This window comes from Jingyaoa shaoxingensis, assembly GCF_014385005.1.
Lineage (GTDB): Bacteria > Bacillota > Clostridia > Lachnospirales > Lachnospiraceae > Marvinbryantia > Marvinbryantia shaoxingensis.
This window is the reverse complement of sequence record NZ_JACRSZ010000003.1, coordinates 33,160-57,170: the sequence shown is the minus strand read 5'-3', so window position 1 is coordinate 57,170 and position 24,011 is coordinate 33,160. Positions and strand designations below refer to the sequence as shown.

General features: G+C 44.1%; 19 protein-coding genes and 1 pseudogene. All 20 read left to right on the top strand.

The genetic code is table 11. The annotated features are described in order from the left end of the window. Nucleotides 1-9: 9 nt before the first annotated feature. The 20 genes and pseudogenes from H8716_RS04175 (at nt 10) to H8716_RS04080 (ending at nt 24,006) form a co-directional block, all read left to right on the top strand. Nucleotides 10-888, top strand: a complete 879-nt coding sequence (locus H8716_RS04175; RefSeq protein WP_249307267.1) for an undecaprenyl-diphosphate phosphatase — start codon at nt 10-12, stop codon at nt 886-888. Between the two features lie 23 nt (nt 889-911). Further along, nucleotides 912-3,938 carry a DNA translocase FtsK gene (locus tag H8716_RS04170; protein ID WP_249307266.1) on the top strand — a complete coding sequence of 1,009 codons (3,027 nt, stop codon included), beginning with the start codon at nt 912-914 and terminating at the stop codon, nt 3,936-3,938. A gap of 99 nt (nt 3,939-4,037) precedes the next feature. Further along, nucleotides 4,038-4,928, top strand: a complete 891-nt coding sequence (locus H8716_RS04165) for a sulfide/dihydroorotate dehydrogenase-like FAD/NAD-binding protein (RefSeq protein ID WP_249307265.1) — start codon at nt 4,038-4,040, stop codon at nt 4,926-4,928. Then, complete coding sequence (gene gltA / locus H8716_RS04160; RefSeq protein WP_249307264.1) at nt 4,928-6,316, top strand: NADPH-dependent glutamate synthase; 1,389 nt, start codon at nt 4,928-4,930, stop codon at nt 6,314-6,316. The genes H8716_RS04165 and gltA overlap by 1 nt, the downstream gene beginning before the upstream one ends. Before the next feature lie 101 nt (nt 6,317-6,417). Beyond that, nucleotides 6,418-6,897: a 23S rRNA (pseudouridine(1915)-N(3))-methyltransferase RlmH gene (rlmH, locus tag H8716_RS04155; protein ID WP_249307263.1), complete on the top strand. Its 480-nt coding sequence runs from the start codon at nt 6,418-6,420 to the stop codon at nt 6,895-6,897. Nucleotides 6,898-6,909: 12 nt separating this feature from the next. After that, entirely contained in the window at nt 6,910-7,449 is a 540-nt protein-coding gene (locus H8716_RS04150; RefSeq protein ID WP_249307262.1) for a DUF2284 domain-containing protein, read from the top strand. 49 nt (nt 7,450-7,498) lie between these two features. Continuing rightward, nucleotides 7,499-7,759: a YabP/YqfC family sporulation protein gene (locus tag H8716_RS04145; protein WP_249307261.1), complete on the top strand. Its 261-nt coding sequence runs from the start codon at nt 7,499-7,501 to the stop codon at nt 7,757-7,759. Nucleotides 7,760-7,774: 15 nt separating this feature from the next. After that, nucleotides 7,775-9,013, top strand: coding sequence for a sporulation protein YqfD (locus H8716_RS04140; protein ID WP_249307260.1), 1,239 nt, complete (start codon nt 7,775-7,777; stop codon nt 9,011-9,013). Beyond that, nucleotides 9,010-10,020, top strand: a complete 1,011-nt coding sequence (locus H8716_RS04135; RefSeq protein WP_249307259.1) for a PhoH family protein — start codon at nt 9,010-9,012, stop codon at nt 10,018-10,020. Before H8716_RS04140 ends, H8716_RS04135 begins: the two co-directional genes overlap by 4 nt. A 4-nt stretch (nt 10,021-10,024) precedes the next feature. Continuing rightward, a complete protein-coding gene (gene ybeY, locus H8716_RS04130) occupies nt 10,025-10,522 on the top strand; it encodes an rRNA maturation RNase YbeY (RefSeq protein WP_249307258.1) in 498 nt (165 codons plus the stop codon). A gap of 26 nt (nt 10,523-10,548) precedes the next feature. Beyond that, nucleotides 10,549-11,931, top strand: coding sequence for a DUF3048 domain-containing protein (locus H8716_RS04125; RefSeq protein WP_249307257.1), 1,383 nt, complete (start codon nt 10,549-10,551; stop codon nt 11,929-11,931). 41 nt (nt 11,932-11,972) lie between these two features. Then, complete coding sequence (locus H8716_RS04120; protein ID WP_249307256.1) at nt 11,973-13,661, top strand: putative polysaccharide biosynthesis protein; 1,689 nt, start codon at nt 11,973-11,975, stop codon at nt 13,659-13,661. 18 nt (nt 13,662-13,679) lie between these two features. Further along, nucleotides 13,680-14,525 (top strand): glutamate 5-kinase, encoded by an 846-nt coding sequence (gene proB / locus H8716_RS04115; protein ID WP_249307255.1) that lies wholly within the window; start codon nt 13,680-13,682, stop codon nt 14,523-14,525. A 16-nt stretch (nt 14,526-14,541) separates the two neighbouring features. Continuing rightward, a complete protein-coding gene (locus H8716_RS04110; protein ID WP_249307254.1) occupies nt 14,542-14,778 on the top strand; it encodes a DUF896 domain-containing protein in 237 nt (78 codons plus the stop codon). After that, nucleotides 14,759-15,229 (top strand): annotated as a pseudogene (locus tag H8716_RS17820) (5-formyltetrahydrofolate cyclo-ligase); the annotation flags it as partial. The gene H8716_RS04110 and the pseudogene H8716_RS17820, both read left to right, overlap by 20 nt. A 66-nt stretch (nt 15,230-15,295) precedes the next feature. Further along, entirely contained in the window at nt 15,296-16,711 is a 1,416-nt protein-coding gene (gene miaB / locus H8716_RS04100; protein WP_249307539.1) for a tRNA (N6-isopentenyl adenosine(37)-C2)-methylthiotransferase MiaB, read from the top strand. A 242-nt stretch (nt 16,712-16,953) separates the two neighbouring features. Then, complete coding sequence (gene mutS, locus H8716_RS04095) at nt 16,954-19,617, top strand: DNA mismatch repair protein MutS (RefSeq protein WP_249307253.1); 2,664 nt, start codon at nt 16,954-16,956, stop codon at nt 19,615-19,617. A gap of 14 nt (nt 19,618-19,631) precedes the next feature. Then, nucleotides 19,632-21,707, top strand: coding sequence for a DNA mismatch repair endonuclease MutL (gene mutL, locus H8716_RS04090; protein WP_249307252.1), 2,076 nt, complete (start codon nt 19,632-19,634; stop codon nt 21,705-21,707). A gap of 12 nt (nt 21,708-21,719) precedes the next feature. Continuing rightward, complete coding sequence (gene miaA, locus H8716_RS04085) at nt 21,720-22,676, top strand: tRNA (adenosine(37)-N6)-dimethylallyltransferase MiaA (protein ID WP_249307251.1); 957 nt, start codon at nt 21,720-21,722, stop codon at nt 22,674-22,676. Between the two features lie 25 nt (nt 22,677-22,701). Further along, the gene (locus tag H8716_RS04080; RefSeq protein WP_249307250.1) at nt 22,702-24,006 is read left to right on the top strand and encodes a methionine gamma-lyase family protein; all 1,305 of its coding nucleotides are present in this window, start codon (nt 22,702-22,704) and stop codon (nt 24,004-24,006) included. The last annotated feature ends 5 nt before the right edge of the window (nt 24,007-24,011 follow it).

The window sequence follows — 24,011 nt, the reverse complement described above, 5'->3', positions numbered from 1 at the left end:
GAGAACAATATGACACTTATACAGTCCGTTATTTTGGGAATCGTGCAGGGCGTCACAGAATTTTTGCCAATCAGCAGTTCGGGACATCTGGCGATTCTGCGGAATCTATTCGGAATACAGACAGACGGCGGACTTCTCTTTGATGTAATGCTGCATCTTGGGACTTTCTTTGCGATCTGTGCAGTATTCTATAAAGATATTCTGCGAATGATCGGTGAGACAGTCCGAATGATTTCAGACATTGGCAGGAACGGTTCGATCCTCATTCATAATAAGAAAGAAAAAGATGCCGTACGGTATAAGAAGATTTTACATAATAATTACCGGCGATTTGTAGTGATGATTCTGTGTGCGACAATCCCTACTGCTGTGATCGGCTATACTGCAAGAGACCTGGTGAATCTGGCTTATGATTCCCTGCTGGCACCTGGAATCGGTCTGATTATGACAGCGGTGCTTCTAATCATTGCCGATGCAGCAGAATCAGGCAAAAAGATTCCGAAAGATATCAGTTTTACCAGTGCATTTCTGATCGGTATTGCACAGGGGATCAGTACGCTTCCGGGGTTGTCCAGATCCGGGACGACCATTGCAGCCAGTCTGATCAGTGGATATGATAAGCGATTTGCCGTAAAATATTCATTTATTATGGCTATTCCAGCCATTTTGGGAGCAGCCATTCTGGAACTCACACAGATGGGAAGCAGTCATGTCAGTGTGGCGCAGTTTTTCATATTTTTTATCGGAGCAGCAGTGGCAGGAATTGTGGGATATTTCTGTATCAAAAAAATGCTGAAGATCGTAAGAAAGAAAAAATTCAGGGGATTTGCAATATACTGCCTGATCGTCGGCAGTGTCTCAATTATCGCATATATTGCAACCAGATAGGATAGTATTTTAAGGGAGAAAATATGGCAACAAAGAAAAAGACAGCAACTGCTCAGACAAAAGAAGAAAAAATATCGACGTCAAAGCCAACCAGAATTTCCAAAGGCCAAGACAGCAATAAAAAAACAAACACTTCCTCAGATACCAGGAAGAAACGGATCACATCTGCATCTGGAAAACAGAGTGTGAGAAAAAAGAATGCTTCCTCCGGTACGGAATCAAACAGAAGACGGCGTTCTGAGATTGATGTCCCTGACATTTCCAGAAAGAAAAGAACGCCGCTGTCAGCAGAGATATTTCTCTGGCTTCTGCTTGCGTTCTGTATTATTTTCTTTTTGGGGAACACTTTTCATGCAGGTGGAATCATTGGAAGATCCATCAGCGGATTTTTCTTTGGACTATTTGGCATGATGGCATATATTATGCCATTTTTTCTGTTCCTGGTCATGACGCTTCTGATTGCCAATCATGGCAGCCTGCAGGCATGGCTCAAGGTGATTGCAGCCCTGGTTCTGATGATTTCACTGAGCTGTTTTTTTGCGTTGGTATCTAACCCGGTGTCATCACAGATATCACTTGTCGAGTATTATCAATCCTGTATGGAGAACAGAAATGGCGGAGGTATGGCGGGAGCCGCAGTTTATCAGTTATTTCATCCAATTGTAGGAGAGATTGGAACCTGGATCTGCAACATTGTACTTTTTATTATCGGTATGATTCTTCTGACAGGCCATACTCTGTTTGACAGTATTTGTGCAGAAAGCGGAAGTGCCATAGGACAGGCACATACCAGGAAGCAGATGCGCAGAGAGCTGAATCAGCAGAAAAGAAAAAGAGCACATCTTCAGAAGCAGATGCAGATGCAAAGAGAGATCGAAGAAATGAAGTCAGCTAATCAGGATCTGTCCAGAGAAATTCGGGAGCCGAGAAGACAGCGCGTGGTAACAGGAGTCAGTACGAATACTACTTTTGGTATGGGACTTCCGGTTGCAGAAGAGATTCATGAAGTTGTGCCAAAGATCCCGAAGTCTTCCGGACATGCAACAGTGATGTTGGACCCGGCCAATGCAAAAGCAGCAGAGGAATCAGTGCCGGAGCTTCCACCAAGACAGGAAAAGCCTAAGGTCATTCAGGCAAAGGCAGAACATACAACTGTTAAGGAGAAGCCTTTACAGAATAAGGAAGATGGTCTTCCGGAACTGCAGTTTACAATTCAGAGAAATGGCAGTTCACAGGTGATTTCTTCATCATCTCCTGATGCTGAAATAGTTCACAGAGTACAGCCTGTAGTGGCAGCTTCCGCAGATACAGTATCTAGGCCGGAATCATTCTCTATGCCGGAGATGCCGGTAGAAGACAGAAGCATTCCGGCAGAACACAAAGATGTAGTCAGGCTGGCAGATAAAGATATTGAAAAGCATACAGAAAAATCCGCCATAGAAAAAGAAACAGCTTCCGAAGAGATAACAGCAAAAACAAAGATTAAGAATCCGCATTCCTCCAAAGAAGAACAGGAACAGGCTGTGGACAGCGTGGCAGAGGAGATCAAACAGAATGAATCTGTAGAAAAGGCGGAATATGTTTTTCCTCCGTTGGATCTCCTGAAAAAGCCAGCTTCATCATCTGGCGGCAACACCAATGATGAAGTGACAGAGACAGCAAGAAAGCTTCAGGATACGCTTCACAGCTTTGGAGTAAATGTAACAGTGACGAATGTAAGCTGCGGCCCGGCAGTCACCAGATATGAACTTCAGCCTGAACAGGGAGTGAAGGTCAGTAAAATTGTCAATCTGGCAGATGATATCAAGCTGAATCTGGCTGCAGAGGATATTCGTATTGAAGCACCGATCCCCGGAAAGGCGGCGGTGGGGATTGAAGTTCCTAATAAGGAAAACAGTGCTGTTTATCTTCGTGAACTTCTGGAATCCGATGAATTCCAGAATGCCAAATCCAATCTTTCCTTTGCAGTCGGTAAAGATATTGCCGGAAAAACTGTTGTGACGGATATAGCCAAGATGCCGCATCTACTGATTGCAGGTGCCACCGGTTCCGGTAAGTCTGTTTGCATTAATACACTGATTATGAGCATTATCTACAAGGCAGATCCGGAAGATGTAAAACTGATTATGATTGACCCGAAGGTTGTGGAACTGAGTGTATACAATGGTATTCCACATCTGTTTATCCCGGTTGTCACGGATCCGAAAAAGGCATCCGGTGCTTTGAACTGGGGTGTGGCAGAGATGACAAAGCGTTATGAGCTGTTTGCCAATGCCGGGGTCCGTGATTTGAAGGGTTACAATGCGAAAGTAGAAGCGCTGGATGATGTGAATGCAACGGATAAACCCAAGAAGCTTCCACAGATCGTCATTATTGTAGACGAGCTTGCTGATCTGATGATGGTGGCACCGGGAGAAGTGGAAGATGCCATTTGCCGTCTGGCTCAGCTTGCCAGAGCAGCCGGGATTCATCTGATCATTGCCACACAGCGTCCGTCAGTGAATGTTATCACAGGCCTGATTAAGGCGAATATGCCATCACGAATTGCATTCTCAGTAACCAGTGGTGTAGACTCCAGAACCATTCTGGATATGACAGGAGCGGAAAAACTGCTGGGAAAAGGTGATATGCTCTTTTACCCTCAGGGTTATTCCAAACCAGTCCGTGTACAGGGATCCTTTGTCTCAGATGCTGAAGTCAGCAAAGTGACGGAATTCCTGACGCAGAAAAACGATATGACTGCCTATACCAGACAGATGGAGGCACGTATGAATACCGTGGCGCAGAGCAGTCCGTTATCTATGGGAGGAGCAACAGGAGGAAGCGAACTGGACAGCAACTTCGTACAGGCAGGCAAGTTTATCATTGAGAAAGATAAAGCTTCCATCGGTATGCTGCAAAGAGTCTTTAAGATAGGTTTCAATCGTGCGGCGCGCATCATGGATCAGCTCTCAGAAGCGGGCGTGGTTGGCCCGGAAGAGGGCACCAAGCCAAGAAAAGTGCTGATGTCTATGGAAGAATTCGAACAGTATGTAGATGAAAATGTCTAAAATTTTAACAAAATATTGACGAAAATGAGGAAATGAAGTATTATTGAAGAAGTTTTGGACTTTAGCCTGTAAAGGCATAATATGAAGGAGGATATATATATGTACAAGATTTTAGAAGCAGGCAAGCTTGCCGGCAACATCTACAAGATGGTTGTAGAAGCTCCTCGTGTTGCAAAACACTGCCTGCCGGGACAGTTTGTCATCGTGAAAAAAGATGAAGTAGGCGAAAGAATTCCACTTACCATTTGCGATTATGACCGCGAAGCAGGAACAATTACTATTGTATTCCAGCCAATCGGAGCATCTACAGAGAAGTTCGCAACTCTTCAGACCGGAGATTTTTTCCGCGATTTCGTAGGACCTCTTGGACAGCCATCTGATTTATGCACAGAGCCGCTGGAAGAAGTAAAGAAGAAAAAAATTCTTTTCGTTGCCGGTGGTGTGGGAACCGCTCCTGTTTACCCACAGGTAAAGTGGCTCCATGAACATGGCGTAGACGTAGATGTTATCGTTGGTGCCAAGACCAAAGATCTGGTTATTCTGGAAAAAGAACTGCAGGAAGTAGCCGGCAATCTTTATATCACAACAGATGACGGTTCTTACGGAAGAAGCGGTATGGTTACAAAAGTAATCGAAGATCTGGTAACAAAAGAAGGTAAGACCTATGATCACTGTGTTTCCATCGGACCGATGATCATGATGAAATTCTGCTGCCTGACGACTCAGAAGTTAAACATCCCGACGGTTGTCAGCATGAATCCGATCATGGTAGACGGTACTGGTATGTGCGGAGCCTGTCGAGTTATGGTAGGAGATGAAGTGAAATTCGCTTGCGTAGACGGTCCGGAATTCGACGGTCATAAAATCGATTTCAATGCAGCAATGAAGAGACAGGCGCTCTACAAGACAGAAGAAGGCCGTGCTTTATTAAAACTGCATGAAGGTGAAACACATCACGGCGGATGTGGAAATTGTGGAGGTGACAAATAATGGCAGATGTATTAAAGAAAGTTCCTGTCAGAGAACAGGATCCACAGGTCAGAGCAACTAATTTTGACGAAGTATGTCTTGGATATAACAAAGAAGAAGCAATGGAAGAAGCTTCCAGATGCTTAAACTGTAAAAAAGCAAAATGTGTAGAAGGATGTCCTGTAAGCATCAATATTCCTGGATTTATCCATCAGGTAAAAGAAGGAAATTTTGAAGAAGCTTATAAAGTAATTTCCGAATCTTCCGCACTTCCTGCAATCTGTGGCCGTGTATGCCCACAGGAGAGCCAGTGTGAAGGTAAATGTATCCGTGGTATCAAAGGTGAAGCTGTATCCATCGGTAAACTGGAACGTTTCACAGCAGACTGGGCAAGAGAGAACGGCATCAAGCCAACTCCTGCTGCAGAGAAAAACGGAAAGAAAGTTGCAGTTATCGGTTCCGGTCCTTCCGGACTTACCTGTGCAGGTGATCTGGCAAAACTTGGTTACGATGTAACTATTTTCGAAGCACTTCACGAGGCAGGCGGTGTACTGGTTTATGGTATCCCTGAATTCCGTCTTCCAAAACTGGACGTTGTTGCCAAAGAAGTAGAAAATGTAAAATCTCTTGGTGTTAAGATCGAAACAAATGTTATCATCGGACGTTCTATCACAATTGATGAACTGATGGATGAAGAGGGATTCGAAGCTGTATTTATCGGATCCGGTGCAGGTCTTCCAATGTTCATGGGCATTCCTGGAGAAACAGCAAAGGGCGTTTTCTCAGCAAATGAGTACCTGACCAGAAACAACCTGATGAAAGCATTCCGTGAAGATTATGACACACCGATCGTAAAAGGTAAAAAAGTTGCTGTTGTAGGCGGCGGTAACGTTGCAATGGATGCTGCAAGAACAGCACTTCGTCTGGGTGCAGAAGTACATATCGTGTACAGAAGAAGTGAAGCAGAACTTCCTGCAAGAGCAGAAGAAGTACATCACGCAAAAGAAGAAGGTGTAATCTTTGATCTTCTGACAAATCCAACTGAGATTCTGGTAAACGAGGATGATGCTGTAGCAGGTATGAAGTGTGTACGTATGGAACTTGGCGAGCCGGATGCATCCGGAAGAAGACGTCCGGTTGTGATTCCTGGATCTGAATTTGTACTGGATGTGGACACTGTTATCATGTCCCTTGGTACTTCACCAAATCCACTGATTTCTTCTACAACAATCGGTCTGGATACAAACAAACGCAAATGTATCATCGCAGATGAAGAGACAGGTAAGACATCTAAAGATGGTGTTTATGCCGGTGGTGATGCCGTTACAGGTGCAGCTACTGTTATTCTGGCCATGGGCGCAGGTAAAGCAGCAGCAAAAGGCATCCATGAGTTCTTAAGCAACAAATAAGTATCGTATCTGTTCAGTGACTTCACAGATACACAGAGAAAGAGGACTGCGGCTTCCGGGCTGTAGCCCTTTTTCCTTATGATCTTTTTAAGAGGTGATATATGAAAATTACCATTCTTTGTGTAGGGAAAATCAAAGAAAAATATTTTGCGGATGCCATAGCTGAGTATTCCAAGCGTCTGTCCCGTTATTGCAAGCTGGAGATTATTGAAGTGACAGATGAGAAGACACCGGATCATGCCAGTCAGACAGAGGTGGATCAGATCAAGGCAAAAGAAGGAGAGCGTCTGTTAAAGTATACCAGAGACGATGCTTATAAGATTGTGCTTGCCATTCAAGGACGCCGTATGACATCAGAAAAGTTCTCTTCTTATATCGAGCAGCTTGGTGTCAGAGGCGTCAGTCATATTCAGTTCTTTATCGGCGGGTCACTGGGACTGGATGACAGGATTATCCAAAAAGCAGATTGTGCATTAAGTTTTTCAGATATGACCTTCCCGCATCAGCTTATGAGAGTCATTCTTCTGGAACAGATTTACCGTGGCTATCGGATTCAGTTTGGAGAGCCATATCACAAGTAGAGGAGCCAGAGGATGGAAACAGTAAATGAAAAAATAGAAACAATCATTAGTCAGTATCCTATCATTCAGTATGCATTCTGCAGTACACAGGAACTTACCTTTTCTGATAAAGTGCGCAGTATTTGCCAGACAGAATGTGAACGTTACGGAAAGTCATGGTCTTGTCCGCCGGGAGTAGGGAGCGTAGAAGAATGCAGACAGAAATGCCTCTCTTATGGACATGTCCTTCTCTATACAACCCAGGCAGAAGTGACGGATTCTTCCATATTTGCAGAGGCACTTGCTTCCAGAACCTCCCATGAGGAGATTACCAGAGAGATCCTGAAGGATTTAAAAGATGCAGAAATATCCTGTTTTGCATTATCCGGTGATTCCTGCCAGATCTGCGAACAGTGTGCTTATCCGGCTGCCTGCCGCCATCCGGATATAGCCATTCCCTGTATCGAGAGCTACGGCATTCTGGTTGTGAATTTGACAGATAAATATAACATTGAATTTTATACTGATATGCATACCGTTACCTGGTTTGGCCTGATTTTTTATCAGGAATAATCTGATTACTGTCACATATATTAAAGAAAGCCGGAATTTCGGTGAGCAAATGGATCTTTTAAAATCCGCTATGGATGCTTTTCAGATACCACAGGATACGGCTGCACGATATTCTTATCTTCAGATTTGCGGAAATCATCAGGTAAAGTTGGAAAATTATACCAGAATGATTGACTACAGTTCGAACAGACTTTTGCTTCAGTGTAAGACCTGCCAGATAGAGATCTGTGGAAAGGGACTTCAGATACTCCGGTATTCCAGCCAGGAACTGGTGCTGGAGGGTGTAATTCAAAAAGTTATGTTTCTGTAGAGGTGACATATCCCTATGCTTCATCATAATTTTTTCTGGACCGGCTGCCTGAGGGTGCGCATAACAGGAGATTCCTGTGAAAGATTCCTGAATCTGTGCGTGAATCATGAGATTTCTTTCTGCCGGATTTGCAGGGACCAGGACGGTTATACGGCCATTATGATGGCTGGTGATTTCTTAAAAATAAAAAGATTGGTAAAGAAAAGTGGTGTGCATATCCGTATTGTACAGAAGTCTGGTATGCCTTTTTTTCTGAAACAGCACAGAAAACGCAAGTTACTGCTACTTGGATGGATCTGGTGCTGTTTTTTTCTGTATTTGCTCTCTATCCATATCTGGAGAATTGACATCTGCGGGAATCAGGAAATCACCACAATGCAGATGCTGTCGTATCTGGAACAGAATGAGATTCGTCCCGGAAGCCTGAGCAGAAAGATCGACTGTAAAAAAATAGCGGCTGATATTCGTAATGCATTTCCAGGTATCACCTGGGTAGCAGTGAAAAAACAGGGAACGTTTCTGGAGATCAATATCAAAGAAAATACAGATTCTGCTTACACCATGGATCAGGGTGTCTGGTTTTCTGATTCAGAGGGCAGCAGCCTGGTTGCAGTCTGTGACGGCAAGATTCTGGATATTGTTACAAGGGAAGGGGTGTCCTGTGTTCAGGAAGGAGATCAGATCCGGAAAGGAGATATTCTTGTCTCTGGTGCTATTCCTGTTACGAATGATGATGGTGAGATTGCGAATATCCGTTATGTGAATGCTGATGCTGATATTCTCATGGAAACATCCGGAACTTACACAGACACCTTTCCAAGAAGCGGGCAGCAAGATACCTATCCGGATCAGGGACAGGTAAACTGGTACCTGAAAATCGGTAATCAGGTATTTTCCACGGGAAAAATACAGGAAACATCTGAGTCATCTGATCTTATGGTGGAAGAAACACAGTTATCACTTTTCCCTGGCTTTTATCTTCCTGTCTGCCTGGGAAAAGTCATCTGCCATGAAGTGGAATCCCACAGTATTTTTCTGTCAGAAGAAGCTGCAAAAGATAAGGCGGAAAGGCGCCTGGAGAAATTTATTACTGAAAATGCAGAAAAAGGGGTTCAAATATTCAAAAAAAATGTTAAAATAGAAATAGGTATGACCATCTGTAAGTGCGTCTGTAACTATCAGGCATACATATCAGAGACCAGAAGCATACCTGCCACGCAAGTGGAAGACAACGAGGAAAGGACTAATTCATGAGTATTATAGAGACGGTTGTAACGATACCTGCCAGTCTGGAGGCAAACATTTTCGGTCAGTTTGACCAGCATGTGAAACGGATTGAGAAGACCCTGAATGTTACAATTATATCCAGAGAAGGCAATATCAAGGTCCTTGGCAGTGAATACAGTTCCAGAAAAGCAGCGCAGATCATTGAGAGTCTGGCTGCACTGGCGAAGGCAGGCAACACTATCACAGAGCAAAACGTGGATTATGCACTGGCACTTGCCATGGAAGATAAAGAATCCGCAATCGTAGACATAGACAAAGACTGTATCTGCCATACCATTAATGGAAAACAGATCAAACCAAAGACGCTCGGACAGAAGGCATATATCGATGCCATCCGTAAGAATATGATCGTATTCGGAATCGGACCTGCAGGTACCGGTAAGACATATCTTGCCATGGCCATGGCCATTCAGGCATTTAAGAATGAAGAAGTAGCGAGAATTATTCTGACCAGACCTGCCATTGAAGCAGGTGAGAAGCTGGGATTTCTGCCTGGAGATCTGCAAAGTAAGGTAGACCCGTATCTTCGTCCGTTGTATGATGCACTGTATCAGATTATGGGACCGGAGAGTTTCCAGAAGAATATGGAAAAGGGGCTGATTGAAGTGGCACCTCTTGCCTATATGAGAGGACGGACACTGGATAATGCATATATCATTCTGGACGAGGCACAGAATACCACACCGGCTCAGATGAAGATGTTTCTGACGCGAATCGGTTTTGGATCCAAAGTGATTGTAACCGGTGATATGACACAGAAGGACCTTCCATTCGGTGCACAGTCCGGTCTGGATGTGGCGACCAGGGTACTTGGTAAAGTAGAAGGAATTGAATTCTGTACACTGACTAATAAAGACGTTGTTCGTCATCCTCTGGTACAGAAGATCGTAAAAGCATACGATGATTATGAAGCAAAGCAGACAAAGCGTACTGCTGCCAGACAGCAGAAGACTTCATCTCATCAGAAGGGATAACATTATGACACTGAACCTGACGGAAGAATGCAGCTGTGATTTTGAATTTGACTGCCACGAAGTGGCTTTTCGAGTGATGAATGCTGTTCTTGACAAAGAAAAATGTCCTTATGAGGCAACGGTCGATCTGACACTGACGGACGACAATGCTATTCATGAAATTAATTTACAGCAGCGCGGAATTGACCGTGCAACGGATGTACTGTCATTTCCGATGACCCAGTTCCCTGTAGCCGGGGAATTTGATTTTCTGGAAGAAGAGATGGACAGTTTTGATCCGGACAGTGGGGAACTGATGCTGGGGGATATTGTGATCTCCGTGGATCATGTGAAGGTACAGTCAGAAGAATATGGACATTCTCTTTTAAGAGAATTTGCATTTCTGGTGGCCCACAGCATGTATCATCTGATCGGTTATGATCATATGACAGAGGCAGAAGCTGCTGTTATGGAAGAAAAGCAGAAAAATATTCTGAATGACCTGCATATAAACAGAGACTGATTATTGTGACAAAAGGAGGCAATCAAATGAGAAAAAAATTTGTAGTATGTTTACTTGGTGTTTCTGCATTTTCCTGTCTGGTAACAGGCCAGATCTGTGCAGAAGAATATTATGACGACGGATCCTACTCCGATACAGGATACTATGATGACGGATCTTATTCTGACACAGGATATTATGATGACGGCTCCTATTCCGACGCCGGATATTACGATGACGGATCTTATTCCGACACAGGATATTATGATGACGTATCTTATTCTGATGATGGTTCTTCCTATTCTGAAGAATCTTATGACGACAGTGCATCTTCCAGTGATTCCTCAGAAGAGTCTTCTACAGAGGAAGCTTCTGCAAAGAGCAGCAGTGATGATGACAGCTGGCATCAGGATCCGCGTACAGATATTAAACGAGGCGGTGGAGAACGAGAGACTCCGGATGTGAACGGACAGGTACACAGTTACCTTACCGGACAGCTTACTGATTCTGAAATTGCACTTCAGAGACCAGTTGCTGTTATGATTAACAATATTATCAACGCACTTCCACAGTCCGATATTGAGCAGGCTTCTGTAATTTATGAAGCACCTGTAGAAGGCGAGATCACCCGTATGATGGCGATTTATGATACTGTTGAAGGACTGGACAAGATCGGTCCTGTCAGAAGCTGCCGTGATTATTATATTGACTGGGCACTGGAATTCGATGCTATCTATGTACACTATGGTCAGGCTGTTTATGCATACGATCTTCTGAACTCTGATATGGTAAACAACATCAGTGGTCTGCAGTATCAGGATTCCGTAGGAGAACTGAACGGTTATGCAGGAGAAGATGTATTCTTCCGTACTTCTGACCGTGTGGCTCCGCATAACTGCTATACCAGTGGTGAAGGCATCTTAAAGGGTATTGAGAAGAAGGAATACAGTATGGAACTGGATAATGACTATACCGGCCACTTTAAGTTTGCAGCAGATGGAGAGACAGTTACTTATTCCGAGGGAACCGCAACCCATATTGTACCTCATCAGTATTCGAACCATCCATATTTTGATTATGATGAGACCACACAGAAGTATCTGAGATCTGAGTATCCGGACCGTTCCGCCGGTGCTGCACAGATCGATGAATCTACAGGTAACCAGCTTAGCTTTGATAACGTCATCATTCAGTACTGTGAGATTCAGAATTATGATGATCACGGATATCTGAACATCAACACCAATTCCGGCGGGGATGCAATTCTTTTCACAAAGGGAACCTATCAGCATGCCACATGGGAGAAGAATTCAGACTGGGGCCCTGCCAGATATTATGACGCCGATGGCAATGAGATCGCTATCAACCAGGGCAAAACCTGGATATGCATTGTACAGGATACCAAAAAAGATGATACCAGTTTTCAGTAAATAATATTGAAGTGAAAGAGTAACGCGGAGGATACATTTAAGTGGAAAATAAAGAAAACAAATCGAATTATTTAGTGCAGGGAACGATTCTCGCTGTGGCATCGATTATTGCCAGAGTGATCGGAATGATATACCGCATTCCCCTGACCAATATTCTTGGAGATGAGGGAAACGGATATTATACCACTGCCAATCAGATTTATACTATTTTGTTAATGATTTCTACTTTCAGTCTTCCGCTGGCAGTTTCCAAACTGGTGTCAGAAAGACTACACCAGGGACAATATAAGAATGCACAGAAGGTATTTCACTGCGCTATGCGTTTTTCTGTCATAGCAGGCGGTGTGATTTCTCTGCTGACCTTCTTCCTTGCAGGTGTGATCTGTGGAAGCATTATGAAAGTAGATAATGCTTCTTACGCACTTCGTGTTCTGTCTCCGGCAATTTTCATATTTGCCATTGCCGGTGTATTCCGGGGATATTTTCAGGGACATGAATCCATGGTGCCGACAGCGGTTTCACAGATCATCGAACAGATTATAAATGCTTTTGTATCCGTTATCGGTGCTGCTTTGTTATTCCGTTACGGTGTTTCCATTGGCGGCAGCAACACTTCCATGGGACCGGCACTTGGGGCAGCAGGTGGAACACTGGGCACGGTTGTCAGTGTAGCTGTTGCTCTGGTATTTCTGATCATTGTTTACAGTATGTTCCAGAAGGCCAACCGTAAATACCTGCGTCATGATCAGACGAAAAAGAAAGAGTCTGACAGTGCCATTTACGCTGCCATTATCACGACCATTTTACCGGTAGTGCTCAGTACGCTGATTTACAATATTACTCCGACACTGGATCAGTCGATTTTCAATACAATTCTTGCCGGACAGGGATATACAAAAGAGCAATATACCATTATCTATGGTATTTACAGTGGCAAATTCTACGTTCTGATGAACGTGCCGCTGGTTCTGGCCTCTTCTCTGGCTCCTTCCGTTGTCCCGTCATTATCCGCTGCGATGATTAACGGTGACTACCGGGATGCCAAACTGAAAGTGCGTACTACCATGCGTTATACCATGATTATTACCATTCCGTGTGCAGTGGGTCTGGCAGCACTGGCATCTCCGATTATGCAGCTGTTGTTCCGCGACAGTCACAGACTTCCGGCAGGTATTATGCAGGCAGGCGGATTGATGATTGTTCTGTTCGCCATCTCTACACTGTCCACTGCGGTGCTGCAGGGTATGAGCCGTATGCGTGAGCCGGTCAAGAACAGTGCCATTGCCCTTGTGATTCATGTGGCAGCACTGATTTTATTCTTAAAGAAATTTAACCTGAACATCTATGGTGTCGTATATGCCAACACTTTATTTGCCTTTATTGTCTGCGCACTGAATTCTATGGCAATCAAGCGTCATCTCCATTATCGCCAGGAGATACCGAAGACGTTTATCATTCCACTGATTTCTTCAGCGTTTATGGGCATTGCAGCATTTGTTGTTTACTGGGGAATTGATCATCTGATTCTGCTGGCTGGCGGAAGTGATCCTTCTTCCATGCTGCTCTATATTGCCAATGCAGTTGCAGTACTTCTGGCAGTTGTTGTTGCCATATTTGTTTATGGATTCTTCCTGATTCGCCTGAAAGGAATCCGGGAATCTGAGATAGAAGCACTGCCAAAGGGAGCAACTCTGGCAGCCATTTTAAGAAAAATTAAATTTTTAGCATAATACAAGGGAGAGAAGAACGTGAATATCCGTGAGACATTAAAAGATAAAAACAGAATTATTATTAAAATCGGATCTTCCTCTCTGACGCACCCGCAGACAGGTGCACTGGATCTGACCAAACTGGAGATCCTGATCCGAGAAATCTGCAACATTAAAAATATGGGCAAAGATGTGATTCTGGTATCCTCCGGAGCCATCGCAGTGGGAAGTCGCAGTGTCGGCTTCCACGAAAAGCCAAAAAAATTAGAGGAAAAACAGGCATGTGCAGCCATTGGGCAGGCAAAGCTGATGATGATCTATCAGAAGCTTTTTTCTGAATATGGTCATATGGCGGCACAGGTCCTGATGACCAAGAATACCATTACCAATGATGAAAGCCGGAAGAACGCCTACAATACATTTCAGGAGTTATTGAAGTTGGGCGCAATTCCAATTGTAAATGAAAATGATACCGTATCTACCTATGAGATTCAGTTTGGAGACAATGATACTTTGTCTGCTCTGGTAGCTTCTCTGGTAGGTGCGGATTTACTGATTCTGTTATCAGATATTGATGGATTATTTACCGATGATCCACACCATAATCCGAATGCAGAATTTATCCATGTAGTAGAGAATCTGGATGAGAATCTGATGCGTATGGGAAAAGATACCAGCAGTGCAGTGGGTACCGGTGGCATGAGTACCAAGTTATCTGCTGCCAAGATCGCTACCACATCCGGTGCGGATATGATCATTGCCAACGGAGAAGATTTTCATATTATTCATAAGCTCCTTCAGGGCAGGGATTATGGAACCCTGTTTTTAGGGAAAAAAGATCATACCTTTTCCTTGGAAGAGTATTTGCATACTATAAATAATTAGAATAATAGGAGGAACTATGGGAGTTTCAGAAAAACAGATTGCACGTATCAATGAACTAGCACATAAAGCTAAGGCTGAAGGGCTGACAGCAGAAGAGAAGCTGGAGCAGCAGGTGCTGCGTGCCGAATACATTGCCGCTTTCAGAGCCAGTCTGAAGTCTCAGCTGGACAATATTGATATTAAGGAAAAAGACGGAACTATTGTAAATCTGGGAGAAAAATACGGAGCAAAACATGGAAAAAAAGGAAATTAGAAAACAGGTATTTCAAATCAGAAGATCATCTGACCCAGCAGAATTAGAAAAAAAGAGTCAGATCATTAATCAGAAAATCATTGAGCTGCCGGCATTTCAGAATGCCGACACTATTTTTGTCTATATGGACTGTAAAGGGGAAGTATCAGTAAGACCAATGCTGGAAGCCGCGTGGGCAATGGGAAAGAAAACAGCCGCACCGAGAGTGACTGGTCCCGGAGCTATGAAATATTATTATATTACTTCTTACGACGATCTGGCACCTGGCTATTATGATATCCCGGAGCCAACCACAGAGATCGAAGCAACGGAAGAAGATGCATTCCTAATTGTTCCGGGCGTTGGATTTGATAAAGACCGCCACCGCTGCGGTTACGGTCAGGGATTCTATGACCGTTATCTGGCAGCCCATCCGGGACTGACCAGTGTGGCAATTGCATTTGATTTTCAGGTATATGATCATATTCCATCCAATGAATTTGACATTTCACCGGAGCTTCTGGTGACAGAATCTGCCATGTATGGAGAAATCATTCCCAGGACAGAACCGGAACGGCAGTATTATTTTATGGAAAAGTGTAAGGAAAAAGTAGCGGAACTGTCCAGAGAACTTGGACGTCCACTGACAGCATCACCGATTACCTTCGGATGTCAGATGAATGCCAGAGACAGTGAAAAACTGGCAGGTATTCTGGAAACCATCGGCTATCAACTGGTAGAAGGAGAAGATGCGGATTTCGTGATCTATAACACCTGTACGGTCAGGGAAAATGCCAACTTACGTGTCTATGGAAGATTGGGCGTACTGGGTGGTATCAAGAAGAAACATCCACATATGCTGATCGCTCTGTGCGGCTGTATGATGCAGGAAAATGAAGTGGTGGAAAAGCTGAAGAAAAGCTACCGCTTTGTAGATCTGATCTTCGGAACCCACAATATCTATAAATTCGCAGAACTGATCTACCAGCGTCTGACTTCCGGTAAGATGGTTATTGATGTCTGGAAGGATACATCTAAAATTGTAGAGGATCTTCCGGTAGAACGTAAATATCCATTCAAGTCCGGGGTGAACATTATGTTCGGCTGCAATAATTTCTGCAGTTACTGTATTGTGCCATATGTAAGGGGACGTGAGCGAAGTCGTGAACCAAAGGATATCATCCGTGAAATCGAGAAACTGGTCGCAGACGGTGTGGTAGAAGTTATGCTGCTGGGACAGAATGTCAATTCCTACGGCAAGAATCTGGAACAGCCGTTGACTTTTGCACAGCTCCTGCAGGAAGTCGAGAAAATCGAAGGTCTGGAACGGATCCGCTTTATGACATCTCATCCAAAAGATCTGTCAGATGAACTGATTGATGTGATGGCGCATTCCAAAAAGATCTGTAAGCATATGCATCTGCCTCTGCAGTCCGGAAGCAGCCGTCTCTTAAAGATCATGAACCGTCATTATAACAAAGAACAGTACCTCACTCTGGTTGAAAAATTACGGGCAGCCATCCCGGATATCTCTCTGACGACAGATATCATTGTAGGCTTCCCTGGTGAGACAGAGGAAGACTTTGAAGAGACTATGGATGTGGTAAGAAAAGTGCGCTATGACAGCGCCTTTACCTTCATCTACTCCAAACGTACCGGCACACCTGCTGCTAAAATGGACAATCAGGTACCGGAGACGATTGTAAAACAGCGTTTTGACCGCCTGTTAAAAGAAGTACAGGAGATCTCCAGAGAAGAATCTGCCCGCCTTACCGGACAGACACAGCCGGTACTGGTAGAAGAAGTAAACGATCATGACGCGTCCTTGGTAACCGGACGTCTCAGCAACAATCTGCTGGTACACTTCCCAGGATCCCCAGATCTGATTGGAAAGATCGTGAACGTATACCTGGCAGAATGCAAAGGATTCTATTATATGGGAGATATGAGATAAACAGACAACTTCCCAAGGCAGTGATTTCATGTGATCATGGAATGGCTGCCTTTTTCTCAAATATTATCAAAATCCAGACTATCTTGAATGGTCGTATCGTGAAGGAAAATTATTGGATTAAAAGATACAAAACCGCATGCTTGAATATTTCCCCGGAACGTGTTAATATTCTGATGTACTTGGAGCCCGGAATAAGCAAACTATTCTCGACTCTTGTTATAAGATTTTAGATAAGGACGAACATGAATAATACAAAAGAAGCAAAAAATACTATGACACCTATGATGCAGCAGTACTTGAAGACCAAAGAAGAGTACAAGGACTGCATCTTATTTTACCGCCTGGGTGACTTTTATGAGATGTTTTTTGATGATGCGCTTACGGCATCCAAAGAACTGGAGATTACCTTAACCGGGAAGAACTGTGGTCTGGAGGAACGTGCCCCTATGTGTGGCATCCCTTTTCATGCGGTAGACGGTTATCTGAATAAACTGGTATCTAAAGGTTATAAAGTAGCTATCTGTGAGCAGGTGGAAGATCCGAAGACTGCAAAAGGCATTGTGAAGAGAGAAGTCATCCGTATTGTCACTCCGGGTACTACCCTGGATGCCCTGGCACTGGATGAAACGAAGAATAATTACCTGATGTCCATCGTATATACCGCAGATAAATACGGAATTTCCGTTGCGGATATTACAACGGGCGTTTATTTTGTTACGGAAGTAGATACAGCAAAGAAGCTGAATGATGAGATTTCCAGATATTCTCCTTCTGAGATTATCTGTAATCATTCTTTTTATGTCAGCGGCATCGATGTAGAAGACTTTCGAAGCCGTCTGGGGATTTCTGTATATTCTCTGGACAGTTGGTATTTTGACGATGAGCTTTGTAAAAAGGCACTGATGGAACATTTTCATACCAGTACCCTTTCCGGACTGGGACTGGATGACTTTGACTGTGGAGTGATTGCAGCAGGTGCGCTGCTTCAGTATCTGATTGAGACCCAGAAGACTTCTATATCTAATCTTACGAAGCTGACACCGTATATTACCGGTAAATTTATGTTAATTGACAGCTCCAGCCGACGGAATCTGGAGCTTTGCGAGACTTTACGTGAAAAGCAGAAGCGTGGATCTCTTTTATGGGTGCTGGATAAGACGAAGACAGCCATGGGTGCCCGTATGCTGAGAAGCTTCATTGAACAGCCGCTGATTGATCTGGAAGAGATTGAAAATCGTCAGAAGGCTGTTGCAGAACTGAATCAGAATGCCATTGCAAGAGAAGAGATCCGGGAATATCTGAATCCAGTTTATGACCTGGAGCGTCTGATCAGCAAAATCAGCTATCAGTCGGCAAATCCGAGAGATCTGATTGCTTTTAAGAGTTCTCTGGAGATGCTGCCTGCCATCCGCTGTTTGCTGGATGATTTTCAGTGTGACCTGTTAAAAGAGATTCAGGCGGATATGGATCCGCTTCAGGATCTGTATGAGCTGGTGGATCAGTCTATTATGGATGAACCACCTCTGACCGTTCGAGACGGTGATATGATCAAAACAGGATTCCATGAGGAAGTAGACCGTCTGCGAAATGCCAAGACGGAAGGAAAGACCTGGATCGCCCAGCTGGAAGCAAAGGAACGGGAAGCAACCGGAATTAAGAACCTTCGTATTAAATACAATAAAGTGTTTGGTTATTATCTGGAAGTCACCAATTCTTACAAGGATCTGGTACCGGAGCATTATATGCGTAAGCAGACTCTTGCCAATGCTGAACGTTATATTACACCGGAGTTAAAAGAACTGGAAGATATGATTCTGGGAGCAGAAGATAAGCTGGTTGCTCTGGAATATAATCTGTTCTGTGAAGTGAGAGATAAGCTGGGAGCAGAGATTGTCCGTATCCAGAAGACAGCCAAAGCCATTGCTGCACTGGATGTGTTTGCATCCCTTTCTCTTGTGGCGGAACGAAATAATTATGTCTGCCCGAAGATGAACAATAAGGGCCTGATTCAGATCAAAGACGGCCGTCATCCGGTGGTGGAAAAGATGATCGATCACGATATGTTCATTGCCAATGATACCTTGCTGGATAATGGAAAGAACCGTATCTCTATTATTACGGGTCCGAATATGGCTGGTAAATCCACTTATATGCGTCAGACGGCGCTGATCGTCCTGATGGCACAGATCGGATCCTTCGTTCCGGCATCCAGTGCCAAGATTGGCATTGTAGACCGGATTTTCACCCGTGTGGGTGCTTCCGATGACCTGGCTTCCGGACAGAGTACCTTCATGGTAGAGATGACAGAGGTTGCCAATATTCTGCGCAATGCCACATCCAACAGCTTACTGATCCTGGATGAGATCGGAAGAGGTACCAGTACCTTTGATGGCTTAAGTATTGCCTGGGCTGTAGTAGAACATATCAGCAATCCAAAACTTCTGGGTGCCAAGACCTTATTTGCCACCCATTATCATGAGCTGACCGAACTGGAAGGCAAGCTGTCCAATGTGAATAATTACTGCATTGCTGTCAAAGAAAAAGGAGATGACATCGTATTTTTGCGTAAAATCGTCAAGGGTGGTGCAGATAAGAGTTATGGTATTCAGGTAGCCAAGCTTGCCGGAGTGCCGGACAGTGTCATTGAACGTGCCAAGGAACTGGTGCAGGAATTAAGTGATGCAGATATCACAGAGACCGTAAGTGAAATTGCTCAGGAAAAAAAGATAAAGAGCAAGGTTACCAAATACGATCAGGTGGATCTGGAGCAGATGACCCTGATGGATACGGTCAGTGACGAAGATGTATTAAATGAATTAAAAGAAATTGAAATCTCGACATTAACACCGATTGAGGCGTTGAATGTATTGAACCGTTTACAGAACAGACTGAAGAACAGATGGTAAAGAAGGGCTGATACATGAATAAAATTGTCGTATTAGATGAGCAGACCATTGATAAAATTGCTGCTGGGGAAGTCATAGAACGGCCTTCCTCCATTGTAAAAGAGCTGGTGGAAAATGCCATTGATGCAGGAGCAACCGCCGTTACCGTAGAGATCAAAGAAGGCGGGATATCCTTTATCCGTATTACAGATAACGGATCCGGTATCGAGGCGGAGCAGATTCCAACTGCTTTTTTGCGTCATGCCACCAGTAAGATACGGACAGCAGAAGACCTGTTGGATGTAACATCTCTGGGATTTAGAGGTGAAGCACTTTCCAGTATCGCGGCTGTCTGCCAGGTGGAGTTAATCAGTAAGACACCGGAGAGTCTGACAGGTGTCCGTTACCTGATCGAAGGCGGAAAAGAGAAAAATATGGAAGAGATCGGCGCACCGTCCGGAACGACCTTTCTTGTGCGGAACATTTTCTATAATACTCCGGCCAGAAAGAAGTTCCTGAAAACACCTCAGACTGAGACCGGCTATATCAGTGAACTGATGGAACGTATGGCGCTGTCACACCCGGAGGTGTCCTTTAAATTCATTGCAGGATCGCAGGTAAAGCTGCATACTTCCGGCAATCACCGCCTGAAGGATATTATCTATAATATCTATGGACGCGACATTACCAACAATCTGCTTGAAGTAGAGAAAACTTTTGAAAATGGCATGAAAATTACCGGATTTATCGGAAAGCCTGTGATCTCCAGAGGAAACCGGAACTTCGAAAACTATTTCGTAAACGGACGTTATATTAAAAGCAAAATCATTTCAAAAGCTATTGAAGATGCTTACCAATCCTTTATGATGAAACATAAATATCCTTTTACGGTACTGCATTTTCAGATTGATACAGAGATGCTGGACATCAATGTTCATCCAACCAAAATGGAACTGCGGTTTGCGGAAAATGAAAAACTGTATCAGGATGTGTATCACACGATTTTAAATACACTTTCCCATAAAGAAATGATTGTACAGGTCAGCGTGGGAAAAGAAGAAAAAGAGGAGCGTCCGCTGAAGATAAAAGAAAACCTTCCGGAGCCTTTTGAAAAAAGCAGAATTTCCACCATGCAGCAGTCGAAGGAAAAATTAAACCTTCTGGCACACCAGACTTCAGTGCCTGTGACCAGGAAACTAAGTGAAGAAGATACCAGAGGTATCCGGGAAGTAACTTCTTCTTATGTAGTTCCGTCATGGCAGCCGCCAAAGAGAGAACAACCAGAGACCGTAATGACAGAAAAACAAGTATCCGTTACTTCGGATGCAGACGTATTCACCGGACAGGCAACAGACGCCTCGAAACAGATAACAGCTTCTACAACGCAGGAAAAGAAACAGGATCTTCAGACGGCTCCACCGATACAGCCAGAAGCACCGGTAAGCCCATTTGCGCAGAAAATGGAAGAACTGGCCGGCAGCAGTGTGAAAGAATCCGATTTCTTTTCCGAAAAGCTTCTGGACCGGAATAATGTGAAAGAGCATCGGATTATCGGACAGTTATTTGATACCTACTGGCTGATTGAATTCCGTGACAATCTGTTTATCATTGACCAGCATGCGGCTCATGAAAAGGTACTCTATGAGAAGACCATGCGATCCATGGATAAGCGAGAATATACTTCTCAGATTCTGAACCCGCCGGTAATACTGACGTTGAGCATACAGGAAGCCGAAACCCTGCAGAAACACATGCAGTATTTTCAGGAGATTGGTTTCGAGATCGAAGAGTTCGGCGGGAAAGAATATGCCCTGCGTGCAGTGCCGGATAATCTGTTTGGTATCGCCAAGGATGATCTGTTCATTGAGATGCTGGATGCATTGGACAGCCAGCCGGCAAATGCCAGTGTGGATATTATCAAAGATCGTGTGGCAACCATGTCCTGCAAAGCAGCCGTTAAGGGCAATCACCGTCTCTCTGTTTCAGAAGTACATGCCCTGATTGATGAACTGATGACATTGGAAAATCCATACCATTGTCCACATGGACGGCCAACGATTATCTCGATGTCTAAATACGAAATCGAAAAAAAATTCAAACGTATCGTATAGTAAGGAAGCATTATGAAAAAACCATTAGTAATATTAACTGGACCGACGGCTGTGGGAAAAACGGCTTTGTCCATCCAGCTTGCCAGGGAGATCGAAGGAGAAATTATTTCTGCCGATTCTATGCAGGTTTATAAGGGAATGGACATTGGTTCCGCCAAGATCCGCTCAGAAGAGATGCAGGGGATTCCCCATTATCTCATTGATGAACTGGAACCAGATGAAGAATTCCATGTAGTACGTTTTCAACAAATGGCGAAAGCTTATCTTCAGCAGATCTGGCAGCGTGGCCATATACCGATTATCGTAGGTGGAACTGGATTCTATATACAGGCACTGCTATACGATATTGATTTTACCGAAAATAAAAATGACGATGCCTACCGTCAGGAGATGGAACAGCTTGCCTCAGAAAAAGGTGCGGAATATCTTCATCAGATGCTGGCAGAAGTAGATCCCAGATCAGCTCAGGATATTCATGCCAATAATGTGAAACGTGTGATCCGTGCATTGGAATTCTATCATGAAACAGGACAGAAAATTTCAGAACATAATGAAAAGGAACGGCAAAAAACATCCCCGTATAATTTTGCTTACTTTGTCTTAAATGATGACAGAAGCAGACTGTATCAGCGAATTGACCAGCGAATCGATATCATGCTGGAAGAGGGATTGGTGGAAGAAGTGAAGAGATTAAAAGTAAAAGGCTATACCAGAGATATGGTTTCCATGCAGGGACTGGGCTATAAAGAGATACTGGATTATCTTGCCGGAGAAATTTCTCTGGATGAAGCTGTTTATCGAATTAAACGGGATACCAGGCACTTTGCCAAACGGCAGATTACCTGGTTCAAACGGGAACAGGATGTTATCTGGCTGGCCAAAGAAAATTTTCACTATCAGGATGACCAATTATTACAATATATAAAAGAACAGTTACAAAAACAGGGAATACTGACTGGAAAGCAGTAAAACCAGCAAAAAAGAGGAGAATATTATGAATACAGATATGATAAGCGCTATGTATCAGAAACTGGGCGTGGATAAAGATGTCCTGGATTTTGGTACTGCAGTGGAAGCAACTTTAAAGAACCGTTTTTCGGAAATTGATACGGTTACAGAATATAATCAGTTAAAAGTCATCCGTGCCATGCAAAAATGCCGTGTAAGTGCAGAATGTTTTCAAAGCAGCACAGGATATGGATATAACGATCTGGGAAGAGAAACACTGGAAGCTGTCTATGCAGCTGTTTTCCATACAGAAGCAGCACTTGTCCGCCCGCAAATCACCTGTGGTACCCATGCACTGGCGCTTGCCCTTGCAGGAAACTTACGTCCTGGAGACGAGATGATTTCCATTTCCGGTAAGCCATATGATACCCTGGAAGAAGTAATCGGCATCCGTCCTTCCAATGGATCTCTGGCCGAGTATGGTATCACTTACTCCCAGGTAGATCTGACTCCGGAAGGCGAATTCGATCTGGAAGGCATTAAAAACGCTATTTCTGACAAAACCAGACTGGTAGAGATCCAGAGATCCAAAGGCTATCAGACACGGCCTTCTCTTTCCGTAAAAAAGATTGCAGAAGCTATTCAGTATGTGAAATCCATCCGTTCAGACATTATCGTCATGGTAGATAACTGTTACGGAGAGTTTGTAGAGACTATGGAACCGAGTGATTTCGGGGCAGACATGGTAGTTGGTTCTCTAATCAAGAATCCGGGCGGTGGACTTGCCCCGATCGGAGGCTATATCGCAGGAACCAATGCCTGCATTGAAAACTGTGCTTATCGCCTGACTTCACCGGGTCTTGGCAAAGAAGTGGGTGCCTCCCTTGGTGTAAACAAAGATTTTTTTCAGGGATTATTTCTTGCACCGACCGTCGTTGGCGGAGCATTAAAGGGCGCTATTTTTGCTGCCAATATTTATGAAAAACTGGGCTTTCACGTGATCCCGAACGGATCAGAGAGCCGTCACGATATTATACAGGCTGTGGAATTCGGTTATCCGGAAGGTGTGATTGCTTTTTGCGAAGGTATTCAGGCAGCTGCACCGGTAGACAGTTATGTCACACCGGAGCCGTGGGCTATGCCAGGCTATGACAGCGATGTGATCATGGCAGCAGGCGCCTTCATTCAGGGATCTTCTATTGAATTAAGTGCAGACGGTCCGATTAAGCCGCCATATGCCGTGTACTTCCAGGGCGGACTGACCTGGCAGCATGCGAAGCTTGGTATTTTAAAATCCCTGCAGCGCATGAAAGAACGTAACCTCGTAGACCTTTCGAAAATAACTGTATAAAGGAA